Raw genomic sequence first — 12,297 nt, 5'->3', positions numbered from 1 at the left:
CGCCCGACCTCGCCCAGAGGCAGGTCGGCCCCCCCGCGTCACACCGGCAACCTTTCCGGACCGCTACCGGAGGGCCGTGCGGGGCGGCGTTCAACCCGCCCCGAACAGGGGATTCACCCTCGTTCCGGCGTTCCGGCTCCGGAGTCCGCACCGGACTCCGCGATACCTGCACTCTCCTATAGTGGACAACACACATATTGGCGCTATCCTCTAGCCATGTCCCTACGTCACGCCATCCTCGGACTCCTGTCCATCAAGCCGATGAGCGGCTACGACCTGAAGAAGGTGATCGACGAGAGCGTCGGGCACTTCTGGACGGCGGACCAGTCGCAGATCTACCGGACGCTCACCGGCCTGGTGGAGGAGGGCCTGGCCTCCCGCCGCACCGTGGTGCAGGAGGAGCGCCCCAACCTGCACCTGCACAGCGTGACCGCCCCCGGGCTGGCCGAGCTGGACCGCTGGCTCGCCTCCCCCCTGCGCACCCCGCCGACCCGGGACCCCTTCCTGGCGCGGCTGTTCTTCGCGGACCGGATGCGCACGGAGGACGTCCGGGAACTGCTGGACGCCCGCAGGCGGGAGGTGGGCGGGGAGCTGGCCGCGCTGGAGGCGATCGCCGTCCCGGCGGAGGCCGCCGGGCTCGGGCAGGCGCTCCGCCTGGCCACGCTCTCCTACGGCATCACCCTGGCCAGGGCGGAGCTGGACTGGCTCGACGCCACCGAACGACTGCTGGAGGACACCCCGTGAGCGAGCGGATATCGGCCCGGCTCGACAGGATCGCGGCGCGCTACGCCGCCAAGCCGGGGGTGTCGCTGATGAGCCTGGCCGTGGAGCAGCCCTCCACCGGGTTCGCCTGGAGCCACGGCGACACCGGGCGGCCGTACTTCGTCGCCAGCATCACCAAGCTGTACACCGTCGCGATGGTCATGCAGCTGCGCGACGAGGGGGTCCTGACCCTCGACACAACCGTCGCGGACCTGCTCGGCGCGGACACGATGCGCGGGCTGAACACGTACGGGGGCCGCGACCACGGCCCGGCGATCACGGTGCGCGAACTGCTGACGCAGACCTCCGGAATCCCCGACTACTTCGAGCAGAAGCGCCCCGACGGCACCACGTTCCTGGGCGACATGCTCCGCGAGGACGCCGCCTGGACCTTCGAGGACTTCCTCGACATGGCCAGGGCCATGCCGAGCCGGTTCGCCCCCTCGACCCCGGGCAGGGCGCACTACTGCGACACCAACTACCAGTTGCTCGGGCGCGTGGTCGAGGTGGCCACGTCCGGCGGCTACGACCGCGCCCTGCGCGCCCGGGTCCTCGAACCGCTCGGGCTGCGCGACACCTGGCTGTTCACCCCGCACACGCTGGACCGCTACGACGAGGTCGCCGCGCTCCTGCACGGCCGCACCCGGCTGCGCGTGCCCAGGACGATCGCCTCGTTCCCGCCCGACGGAGCGGTGGTCTCGACCTCGGCCGACCAGCTGCGGCTCCTGCGCGCCTTCGTCGGGGGCGAACTGTTCCCCGCGCGGTACCTGGCGGAGATGACCGCGCACTGGAACCCGGTGTTCTCGCGCCTGGTCCCCATCGACTACGGGATCGGGGTCATGCGGTTCAGGCTCCCGCGCTGGATGACGCCGTTCATCCCGTGCCCGGAGATGATCGGCCACTCCGGGGCCTTCGGGAACGTGCTCTACCACGTCCCGGAACACGGCCTCCACGTCTCCGGCACCGTCAACCAGATGCTCCCCCGCAGCCTGCCGCACAACATCCTGGCCCAGCTGGTGGCCCAGTTCCGGTGAGCCCCTCCGGGCCCCGCCGGTCCGGGAGCGCACGGCGGCCGCCACGGGAACCCGGGCGGCCGGGACGGCCCGCCCGGGTGTCCGGACGGGCCGGTCACGGACCGGCTCCGGCCCGCCGTCGGCAGCCCCGCGCCGGTCGACCCGTGTCGGGCCCGCCGCCGCTCAGTCCGCCTCCGGCGCCGGAGCGCCGCCGGTCAGGACCAGGTCGGCCACCGCCGTGCCCGGCCGGTCGAAGACCAGGTACAGGTCACGGATTCCCCCGGCTCCCCCCGCGTCCTCGAAGGCCGCGCCGACCTCGGTGAAGTCGTAGCCGTCCTTGCCCGCCGGGACGTCGGCCACCGCGGCGGTCGGCCCGTCCTCGGGGTCGTCCAGGCGGACGCGGACCGTGCAGGCGTGCTCGGCGTTCACCGTGAGGCGGCACCCGGTGGTCCCGTCGCCGAGGTCCACGCCGTGGAAGGCCGCCCACGCGCCGCCCTCCCGGGAGCGCACCGCGTCGCCCCGCTCGGGGGTGAGCGGGCACAGGGACGTGCCCCGGGCGTCGTCGTAGCCCGCGGCCGACCACGGCGTGCGCGCGTCCCGGGGCGGGACGGCCTCCCCCGGCACGTCCAGGGCCGCGGTGGCGCGGATGTCGGTCGCCGAGCGCCCGACCAGCACCTGGCGAGGCGCGTCCTCCACCACGAAGCGGTCGCGGGTGGTGTCCCACAGCGCGAGCCGGTCCACGTCGAAGGAGACCGCGGCGAGCGCGCTGCGGCCCGGCTCCACGCGCACCCGGGCGAACCCGCGCAGCGCGCGCAGCGGGGTCCGCACCCGCGAGGCCAGTTGGCGGGTGTAGACCTGCACCACCTCGTCGGCGGGCCGCGTGCCCGTGTTGGTGACCACGACGGTGACGGTGACCCGGCCGCCGTCCACGCGGACCACCGGGTCCTCGTACTCCACCGTCGTGTAGCCGAGTCCGTGCCCGAAGGGGTAGAGCGGCTCGCCCTCGAAGTACAGGTAGGTGCCGCGCGCGCCGACGATGTCGTAGTCGAGCATCCCGGGCAGGTCGTCGGCGGAGCGGTACCAGGTCTGCGGAAGCCGCCCGGAGGGCTCGGCGTCGCCGAAGAGCACGTCGGCGAGCGCGCGGCCGTACTCCTGGCCGCCGTGCGCCGACCACAGGACGGCCGGGACGTGCTCGTCGGCCCAGGTGATCCCGAACGGGCAGCCGCTGCTGAGCACCAGGACCGTGGCGGGGTTGGCCGCGCGCACGGCGCGCAGCACCCGCTCCTGGGCGGCGGGCAGGTCCAGGTCGGTCCGGTCCTCGGTCTCGCGCCCGTTGACCATGGGGTGGTCGCCCAGGACGACGACCGCGACGTCGGCGGCGGAAGCCGTCCGCGCGGCCTCCTCGGCGCCCGTGCCGAGCCCGTCCACGATGAACAGGCCCTCTGTCTCCCCCGCTCCGGCCAGGCGCAGCTCCCCGTCGGTCGTCCCCGTTGTGACGCCGCGACCGGTGCGCACGTGGACGAGGGTGTGCAGGCCCTTGTACTCCTCCAGGCGGAAGGTCTGGGTGACCTCCCAGGTGCCGGGTCCCGGCGCGGTGAAGGCCAGGACGTCCTCGGGTCCCACGTCGAGGTACCTCCCCGTCCGCACCGAGCGCAGGGCGCAGGCGCCGCCGCCCCAGTCCAGGAGGTCGAAGTCCGCGCCCTCGACCTCCTCCTCCACGGTCGGCGCGTGCCCGTCCGCGCCTCGGTGCCCGCCGCAGACGCCGTGGACCTCCAACCGGGCGGGGCTCCCGTCGCCGGGGTCCACGACGAGTCCATGCCCGAACGTGCTCAGCCGGATCCGGTCCACGCCCTCGCAGAACACCGTCTCCACCCGCTCGGCGATCCCGGCGCGCGCGGTCACGGCGTAGGGCAGCGTCCCGCTGTACCAGTCCTCCAGCACGGTGTCTCCGAGCTGGCCGACGACTGCGACCCGGCGCACGTCGCGCAGCGGGAGCAGCGCGCCCCCGTTGCGGAGCAGCACGATCGAGCGGGTGGCCGCCTCCCGGGCCAGCGCCCGGTGCTCCGGGGTGTCGAAGGCCCCGGCGTCCCCGGCGGTCCCGTGCCCGGCCTCCCCCGCGGCGCCGCCCCCGGTGCCCCCTTCCCCGATCCCGCCGTCCGGACCGTCCCCGGCCAGCAGGTCCCCGCCCTCCCCGGCCCCGCCCGTCACGGGGTCGAACTCGCCCAGCCGGATCCGGACCGAGAGCACGTTGCGCGCGGCGCGGTCGATGTCGGCCCCGGTGAGCAGCCCCCGGCGCAGCGCCTCGCGCACGTGCCCGAGGGTGGCCCCGGCGCGGTCGTCGTCCTGGGTGAAGCTGTCCAGACCGGCCCGGATCGCGTGCGCGTAGGCCGTGGGCAGGTCGGGGTGGAAGTGCTGCGCCTCCACGAGGTTGGCGGGCGCGTAGGCGTCGCTGACCACCAGCAGGCGGTCGGGCGCGGCCGGGCGCAGCACGTCGCCGATCAGCGGGCTCAGGTGCGCGGGCCGCCCGTTGACCAGGTTGTAGGAGGGCATGACGGACACGGCCGCCCCCTCGGCCAGCGCGGGCAGGAAGGCCTGGAGCTCGTACTCGTGCAGGACCCTGGGCGGCAGGTCGCTGGAGGTCTCACAGCGGCCCTCCTCGTTGTTGTAGGCGAGGAAGTGCTTGAGGGTGGGCGCTAGGCGCAGCGTGTCGCCGTCACCGGCCAGCCCCCGGGCGTAGGCGGCGGCCAGGAGCCCGGTCAGCCACGCGTCCTCGGAGTAGCCCTCCTCGTTGCGGCCCCAGCGGGGGTCGCGCAGCGGGTTGACCACGGGCGCCCAGACGTTGGGCGACGCGCCCGCGCCCCTGCGGGCGAGCACCTCGTCGCCGGTGGCCCGGCCGACGAGGCGGAGCAGGCCGGGGTCCCAGGTGCTGGCCAGGCCGACGGCCTGCGGGTAGACGGTGGCCGGTCCGAGCCAGGCCAGTCCGTGCAGCGCCTCGGTCCCGGTCCGGAAGGGGCCGATGCCCAGGCGCTCCACGGGCGCCTGGTGCTGGTGGAGCAGGCCGATCCGCTCCTCCAGGGTGAGGCGGGCGAGCAGGTCGTCCACGCGCCGTTCCGTGGGCAGGGCGGGGTCCCGGTACGGCGGCAGGTGCGGCTGGAGGGTCATGGGGGGTGTTCGCCTCTCGTGCGCGAGGGTATTGTCCTTCGAAATCGAACCGCTTCGACTTCGATACCTGAAGACCTTGTGTGCCACATCACAGTGGAGTAATTTGTTTGTCTAAACGGCCAACTAATTCATAGCAAAATGGCCCTTCGTTTCCTACCCCCCTGGGCTCCCCCGGCCTGCTCAACCGAAGGAACGACGCTATGCGCACCACCCCCCTGCGCCTGCCCCCCAGCCGACGCCGCTTCCTCGGCCTGGTGGGCGCCTCCACCGCCGCGGCGCTCACCGCCGGAACGCTCACCGGCTGCGGCTCGGAGTCGTCCAGCGGCGGAGGGTCCGCCTCCTCCGCCAGCTCGCTGGACGACCTGATCCCCACGCACATCCCGTTCGAGGGGGTCACCCCCGACATCCCGGGACAGCACGGCGCGCCGGACGGGTTCACCGCCTACCCGACGGAGTTCGTCCAGGCCGTGCCCGAGGCCCCCGGCCGGGGCGGACAGTACACCGCGATGACCCCGCTGTGGGGGCCGATCCCGCCCGGCCTGGGCGACAACTCCTTCTTCGAATACGTCAACGGGCGCCTGGGCGCCACGGTGGAGTTCAACTTCCAGGACGGCAACTCGGTCATCGACAAGATGAACGCGGTGATCGCCGGACGCGACGTCGCCGACATCACGATGATCCCCGACTGGGTCATCAACCTGATCCCGCAGTTCAACCGGGCCGTCGGCGAGCTCTTCGAGGACCTGACGCCGCACCTGGCCGGCGACGCGGCGCGAGCCTACCCCCTGCTGGCCAACCTGGACAGCGACGCCTGGCGCTGGAACGTCTTCAACCAGCAGCTGCACGGGGTGCCCTGGCCCGCCGAGCCCTTCGGCAACTGGGTCCTGTACCGGCGCGACCTCCTGGAGGAGTACGGTCTGGAGGCCCCGACCAGCCCCGACGACCTGTTCGCGATCGGCGAGGAGGTCAATGACCCGGACAACAACCGCTGGGCCTTCGGCGACTTCAACCTCAGCATGCGCCAGGTCTTCGGCGCGCCCAAGCAGTGGCGCTACTCGGGCGGCGAGCTCACCCACATGTTCGAGACCGAGGAGTGGAGGGCCAGCGTCGAGTACATGCGCAGGCTCTTCGACGCGGGGCTCGTCCACCCCGACATCGTCGCCCAGGGGGACAACTCCAAGGAGCTCCTCAACTCCGGGCAGATCCTCTTCAACCAGGACGGCATCGGCGCCTGGCACGAGGCCTACATGCAGATGCTCGGCGACAACCCCGACTTCCGCCTGGACCTGATGCCGGTCTTCGGCAACGGCGGCGCCGACCCGGTGATGCACCGCAGCGACCCCTCCGCCCAGTCCGTGTTCCTGCGCAAGGGCATGGAGCCGGAGCAGGTCGAGGAGCTGCTGGGCATTATCAACTACTGCGCCGCGCCGTTCGGGACGCGGGAGTACATGGACTACCGCTACGGCGAGGAGGGCGTGCACCACGAGCTCAACGACGACGGCGCCCCGCAGCTCACCGACACCGGCAACGGCGAGGTCAACGACGGCTACTACTTCATCAGCGGACGGCCCCAGGCGATCACCGAGAGCCAGTACCCGGACTTCGTGCCGTGGAAGTGCGACTGGTACAACCACGCCGCCCAGTTCACCGAGGACGACCCGTTCGCGGGCATCCGCATCCAGCGCCCCGAGCGCTTCTCGGGGGCCGAGACCCCGCTGACCGACAGGGTCAACGACATCATCCGGGGCCGCGAGGACCTCAGCGCCCTGGACCAGGCCGTCGCGGACTGGCGCCGCGACGGCGGCGACGAGGGCCGCGAGTTCTACATGGGGGTCCTCCAGGAGCACGGCCGTGACTGAGCGGACCATGACCAAGGGCGAACCGCCCTCCCAGGCCGCCGCGTCCCGCGGGCGCGGGGGCCGGGGGCGGCCCCCGGCCGTCCCGGACCCCGGGGGCGGGTCCGCGTCCCGGGGGCGCAGGCGGGTCCCGTTCGGGGCGAGGCTGCGCCGCGACTGGCAACTGCTGCTGATGACGGTCCCGGCGATCGGCCTGCTGGCGGTGTTCCACTACACGCCGACCCTGGGCAACGTCATCGCCTTCCAGGACTACAACCCCTGGGACGGGGTGTGGGGCAGCCCGTGGGTGGGGCTGGCGCACTTCGAACGGCTGTTCACCGACCCCCGCTTCTGGTCCGCGGCGGGCAACACGCTGGTCATCGCCGCCGTCCAGCTGGTGTTCTTCTTCCCCATCCCGATCGCCCTGGCCATCCTGCTGGACAGCGTGCTCAGCCCCAGGCTGCGGATGGTGCTCCAGAGCATCGTGTACATGCCGCACTTCTTCTCGTGGGTCCTGGTCGTCACCCTGTTCCAGCAGATCCTGGGGGGCGCGGGGCTGTTCTCGCAGATCCTGCGGCAGAACGGGTACGCGCCGCTGGAGGTCATGACCGACCCGGACGCGTTCCTGTTCGTGGTCACCTCCCAGATGGTCTGGAAGGACGCCGGGTGGGGCACGATCATCTTCCTGGCGGCGCTGGCGGCCGTGAACCAGAACCTCTACGAGTCCGCGGCCGTGGACGGCGCCGGGCGCTGGCGGCGGATGTGGCACATCACCCTGCCGGGCCTGCGACCGGTGATCATCCTGCTGCTCATCCTCAAGATCGGCGACATCCTCAACGTCGGCTTCGAGCAGTTCTACCTCCAGCGCGACGCGTTCGGTTCGGGCGTGTCGGAGGTGCTGGACACCTTCATCTACCACCAGACCCTGGTGACGGGGAACTTCAGCGCGGGAGCGGTCGCGGGCCTGGTCAAGGGCGTGGTCGGACTGGTCCTCATCGTTCTGGCCAACAAGCTGGCCCACAAGATGGGCGAAAACGGAATCTACCGACGAGCATGAGCACACTGTTCAAGGACCGCCCCGTGTGGGCGGAGCGCCCCAGCCTCCCCGCGCGCGCCGCGAAGAACACCACCCTGGCCGCCATCGCGGTCGTCATCGTCTTCCCCCTCTACGTCGTGATCCTGACCAGCCTGTCCCCCGCCTCGGCGGTGAACAGCGCGGGCGGCCTGGTGCTGGTCCCGCAGGGGATCTCCTTCCAGGCCTACGCCGACCTGTTCAGCGGCGGCGTGGTGACCCGGGCCGTGCTGGTCAGCCTGGGCGTCACGGCCGTGGGAACGCTGGTCAGCCTGGTGGCGACCGTCCTGGCCGCCTACGGGCTGTCCCAGCCCGGGTCGCTGTGGCACCGGCCGCTGCTGTTCGCGGTGCTGCTGACCTTCCTGTTCGCGCCCGGGATGATCCCGCTGTACCTGCTGGTGAGCAACGTCGGCCTGATCGACAGCTACTGGTCGCTGATCCTGCCGACGGCGGTGAACGCGTTCAACCTGGTGGTGATGCGGGCGTTCTTCATGAACCTGCCCCAGGAGATCGGCGACAGCGCCCGGGTGGACGGGGCGAGCGAGTGGACCATCATGACCCGGCTGGTCCTGCCCATGTCCAAGGGGGTCACCGCGGTCGTCGGCCTGTTCTACGCGGTGGGCTACTGGAACGCCTTCTTCAACGCCATCCTCTACATCAACGACAACGCCAAGTGGCCGCTCCAGCTGGTGCTGCGCCAGTACGTGCAGCAGGGCCAGCAGCTCAGTTCGAGTTCGGTGATCGGCGACGCGGTGCAGGGAGGGACCGCCTCGGCGCCCAACCTGGCCATCCAGATGGCCATCGTGGTGGTGGCCCTGGTGCCGGTCACGTTCGTCTACCCGCTGGTCCAGAAGCACTTCACCAAGGGCGTCATCATCGGCGCCGTCAAGGGGTAGCGCCGCCCCAGGTCCGCCCGCGCCCCCGGGGTTCTCCCTCCTCCTGGAACCCCGGGGGCGCGGGTGCGCCCAATATCAGAGAACAGACTTGCTCAGAAGTCCTGTTCGTAGATATCCCTGCGGTCTCCGACGGCGACCACCCAGACCCACACGATCGGTTGTCCGTCATCGTCCTTGTCCAGGGTGTAGACGGCACGGTAGTCGCCGACGCGAAGACGCCAGTATCCCTGGTAGCCAACGAGGGACTTGATGTCGAAACCACTGGTGTCACCAACGTCGAGTGCCTGTTGGAGTTCGGAGAGGCGGCGCAAGATCCTGACCGCTTCCATGCGAGGGATCCTGCGCATCCTGCGCTGGGCCGCAATGGTGAAACGAGTGATGTGCCGATTCACTCCTGCCCCTGGGCCAGTTCTCGGGCCATCTCCTCCAGCGAAACGGAGCCCTCGCGCCCTTCCTCTTCAGCTTCGGCGGCAAGACGGCTCAGCCACGCGTCCTCCGCCGCCTGCTCTACTTCAAGCAGGCGCTGGTACTCATCCGCGTCCAGGAGAACAGCAGTCGTCCTACCCCGTTGCGTGATGAAGGTCGGAGTGTGGTCATGACGTGCACGATCGATGGTGTTGGCGAGGTGGCGTCTCACTTCGGACATGGTCGCGGTCACCGGCTCATTCATACAACTAGTGTACTGGATGTACACCTGTTGTTGGGTGGAAGCGATCACGTGTGCCATCGGAGCATGGGTGAAGGGCCGGGAACCGCACCCGCGGCTCCCGGCCCCGCCGTGTCAGGGCGTCAGCCGCAGGCCTCTCCGTCGAGGGTGAGCCCGGTCGGCCGCGCGGGCTCGCCGTCCACGGTCCCGTTGAAGCCGACCGTCACCGAACTCCCCGGTGCGATCCGGGCGTTCCACCCGGCGTCGGTCACCCGCACCGACGCGCCGTCCTGCGTGTGCGCGCCGTTCCAGAGGCTCGTGACCTCCTCACCGGCCGTGAACTCCCAGCCGACCTCCCAGCCCTCCAGGGCCTCGTCGCCGGTGTTGGTGACCGTCACCCCGGCCTGGAACCCGCCGCTCCAGGTGTTGATCAATGTGTACTCGACCGCGCAGTCCCCGGGCTCGGGGTCCGGGGACGGCTCCGGGGTGGGTTCGGGGTCCGGCGAGGGCTCCGGTGTCGGTTCGGGGTCGGGGTCGCCGCCACCGCCCGCCAGGTCGCCGTAGACGATCCCCCGGCCGTTGGTGCCGACGTAGACTCGGCCGTAGACGTTGGGGTCGCCGGTGATGGTCGCCCCCGTCCAGGCCCACTGGTGCTGGTCGTCGTTGATCCGCACCCAGCTCTCACCCGCGTCGTCGGAGCGGAAGATCCCGCGCACGCCGTCGATCCTGGAGCTGGTGTACACCGCCGGGTAGTCCGAGCCCGGCGCGGGCGCGCCGAAACCGACCGCGTCGCCCTCGTCCACGGCCTCGACCTGCTCGAAGGAGGCCCCGGCATCCGTGCTCCGCCACATGCCGTAGTGGTCCCCGGTGCCTCCGGCGACCCACACGTCACCGGTGTGGCCGGGCACCGCGCCGAAGCGGATGTTCCCCTCAGTGGGGAGCCCGTCGAAGCCCGCCGTGAAAGTGGCCCCGCCGTCGGTGCTGGTGTAGAACGTGCCGCCGGAGACGGCGTAGAACACGTCCGGGTCCACCCGGTCGGCCTCCACCCTCGCGCCCGCCGGGACACCGGTGGAGGCGGTCCACGACGAGCCCAGGGTGGTGGAGACGTGGACGCCGGTGCCGTCGGGGCTCCACACGAGGGACGAGCCGTCCGCGTTCACCGCGACCGTGCCGCCGCCGGTCACACCGCCGGGCTCCTGTCCGGCCCACCAGCTCTCGCCGCCGTCGGTGGACAGGCCGATGGCGGCCTCGGCGTCGCTGCCGCCGACCCGCGCGATGGTCGCGGGTGCGAGTTCGGCGAAGTCCAGGCTGGTCCCGTGGCCCCAGTAGGGCTGCTGGTACATCTGGTCGGGGACGGTCTCCAGGTCCTGATGGGTGAAGCCGCCGATGTCGAGCAGGGCCGAGTGCAGCGGCGCGCCCTCGGGCGGGCTGATCAGGTCGTTGACGGCCGTCTCCTCGATGCCGTGCGCCCTGACCCCGATGTCGAAGGTGGTGCCCGCGTCCCAGTTGGTGAGGTTGTCGCTGCCGTAGATCGTGGCGCCCGTGCCGTACATGAAGCGGTCGGAGTCGAACGGGTCGATCGCCATCGCCTGCGTCATCCAGCCGAGTTTGGGCTGGGTCTCCGGGGGCGTCCCGGTGCCGCCGAAGTCCAGCCAGGGCGCTCCGGAGATGTCCATCTCGTAGCGCGCGGTGCGCTCGGGGTAGGCGCCCCAGTCCCACGCCTGGGTCCAGGTCTGGCCGCGGTCGGTGCTGCGGTAGATCTGGATGTCGGGCCACCAGGAGATCTGGGTGGCGACCATCAGCGTGTCCGGGTCCTGCCGGTCGATGGTCAGGCCGCCGTAGCCGAAGTAGTTGTCCTCGGAACCGGAGGGAACGGGGCTGATATTGGTCCACTCCCCCGTCGCCAGGTCCATGCGCCACACGTCGCCGGAGTCGCCGTCGTAGGGGCCGGGGGTGCTGGTGGTGGCCATGTAGAGCTGGCCGCCCTCGTGGTCCACGACCGAGTGCGCGGGCAGGTGCCCCGTGGGCGCGCCGGGGACCGGCTCCCAGGTCTGCCCGCCGTCCCGGCTGCGGTAGACCGGGTCGTCCAGGTCGGCGACGCCGACGTAGACGTCCTGGGTGACCGAGCCCTCGGACCCGGTTCGGGGGTCGAAGTCCACCCAGGTCACGCCGGTGATGTCGGACATCATGCCGGTCTCGTCGCCCGGGTCCTGGACGTAGTCGCCGGGGTTGGGGAAGGCCTCGACCTCGGCCCAGGTGGCACCGTGGTCGGTGCTGCGCCACAGGCCGTTGCCGCCGCTCGCGCCGAAGTAGACGACGCTGTTGTCGTTGGGGTCCACGGCCAGGCGCTCGCCGAGGCCGCGGCCGGGCATGTTGCCGCCGAGCTTGAAGGGCAGCTCGGCGACGTCCCAGGTCTCGCCGCGGTCGTCGGAGCTGAGGATGGCCCCGTTGTTGGGGTCCCAGTCGTTGGTGTAGGTGCCCACGGCCGCGTACACGCGGTCGGGGTCGACGGGGTCGGTGGCGATGCTGACGACGCCCGTGTAGCCCCACTCGTCCCAGCCGACCCAGTCGAGCAGGGGGATCCAGCGTTCGGTGTCGGGGTTCCAGCGGTAGGCGCCGCCGATGTCGGTGCGCGCGTAGGCCAGGCCCGGTTCGGTCTCGCTGAAGACGATGCCGGGGACGAAGCCGCCCCCGACGATCTCGACGTTGTCCCACTCGTAGGCGGCCTGCGCCGCGGCCGGTTCGGCGGGGGCGGCTCCGGCCGCGGTGGTGGCGACGACGGTGGAGGCGGCCAGTGCGGTGGCCGCCGCGACGGCGAGCGCCGGTAGGCCCCGCCCGCGTCTGGGGGGCCGGTGCTGTTCGGGAGGCATGTGCGGGCTCCTTGGGGGAATCGGGGGGTGAGCCCTCCCCG

At 71.6% G+C, this 12,297-nt stretch carries 9 protein-coding genes; 5 read left to right on the top strand and 4 right to left on the bottom strand.

Going from position 1 to position 12,297, the window contains the following annotated elements; genetic code table 11:
- The first annotated feature begins 216 nt into the window (after positions 1-216).
- Together ACSTA4_RS01870 and ACSTA4_RS01865 are read left to right on the top strand one after the other, a co-directional pair.
- A complete protein-coding gene (locus tag ACSTA4_RS01870) occupies positions 217-744 on the top strand; it encodes a PadR family transcriptional regulator (RefSeq protein ID WP_444962224.1) in 528 nt (175 codons plus the stop codon).
- Positions 741-1,796: a serine hydrolase domain-containing protein gene (locus ACSTA4_RS01865; protein ID WP_444962223.1), complete on the top strand. Its 1,056-nt coding sequence runs from the start codon at positions 741-743 to the stop codon at positions 1,794-1,796. Before ACSTA4_RS01870 ends, ACSTA4_RS01865 begins: the two co-directional genes overlap by 4 nt.
- 162 nt (positions 1,797-1,958) lie before the next feature.
- Here ACSTA4_RS01865 and ACSTA4_RS01860 read toward each other — a convergent pair whose 3' ends face one another.
- The gene (locus ACSTA4_RS01860) at positions 1,959-4,937 is read right to left on the bottom strand and encodes a glycoside hydrolase family 3 C-terminal domain-containing protein (protein WP_444962222.1); all 2,979 of its coding nucleotides are present in this window, start codon (positions 4,935-4,937) and stop codon (positions 1,959-1,961) included.
- A gap of 200 nt (positions 4,938-5,137) precedes the next feature.
- Here ACSTA4_RS01860 and ACSTA4_RS01855 point away from each other — a divergent pair, with 200 nt between their 5' ends.
- Genes ACSTA4_RS01855 through ACSTA4_RS01845 form a run of 3 tightly spaced genes read left to right on the top strand, consistent with a single transcriptional unit; the run spans position 5,138 to position 8,740 of the window.
- A complete protein-coding gene (locus ACSTA4_RS01855) occupies positions 5,138-6,796 on the top strand; it encodes an extracellular solute-binding protein (RefSeq protein ID WP_444962221.1) in 1,659 nt (552 codons plus the stop codon).
- Positions 6,789-7,829 (top strand): ABC transporter permease, encoded by a 1,041-nt coding sequence (locus ACSTA4_RS01850; RefSeq protein WP_444962220.1) that lies wholly within the window; start codon positions 6,789-6,791, stop codon positions 7,827-7,829. Before ACSTA4_RS01855 ends, ACSTA4_RS01850 begins: the two co-directional genes overlap by 8 nt.
- A complete protein-coding gene (locus ACSTA4_RS01845) occupies positions 7,826-8,740 on the top strand; it encodes a carbohydrate ABC transporter permease (RefSeq protein ID WP_416027638.1) in 915 nt (304 codons plus the stop codon). The genes ACSTA4_RS01850 and ACSTA4_RS01845 overlap by 4 nt, the downstream gene beginning before the upstream one ends.
- 92 nt (positions 8,741-8,832) lie before the next feature.
- On the opposite strand, the gene ACSTA4_RS01840 is transcribed toward ACSTA4_RS01845, so the two are convergent.
- The 3 genes from ACSTA4_RS01840 to ACSTA4_RS01830 all read right to left on the bottom strand — a co-directional run bounded on the left by ACSTA4_RS01840 (position 8,833) and on the right by ACSTA4_RS01830 (position 12,256).
- A complete protein-coding gene (locus ACSTA4_RS01840; protein WP_444962219.1) occupies positions 8,833-9,132 on the bottom strand; it encodes a type II toxin-antitoxin system RelE family toxin in 300 nt (99 codons plus the stop codon).
- A complete protein-coding gene (locus tag ACSTA4_RS01835; RefSeq protein ID WP_444962218.1) occupies positions 9,129-9,410 on the bottom strand; it encodes a type II toxin-antitoxin system Phd/YefM family antitoxin in 282 nt (93 codons plus the stop codon). The genes ACSTA4_RS01840 and ACSTA4_RS01835 overlap by 4 nt, the downstream gene beginning before the upstream one ends.
- Before the next feature lie 119 nt (positions 9,411-9,529).
- Complete coding sequence (locus tag ACSTA4_RS01830) at positions 9,530-12,256, bottom strand: cellulose binding domain-containing protein (RefSeq protein WP_444962217.1); 2,727 nt, start codon at positions 12,254-12,256, stop codon at positions 9,530-9,532.
- Between the last annotated feature and the right edge of the window lie 41 nt (positions 12,257-12,297).

This window comes from Nocardiopsis sp. M1B1, assembly GCF_052466615.1.
The sequence above is the reverse complement of the archived record's forward strand: the minus strand, read 5'-3'. Positions and strand labels throughout refer to the sequence as shown.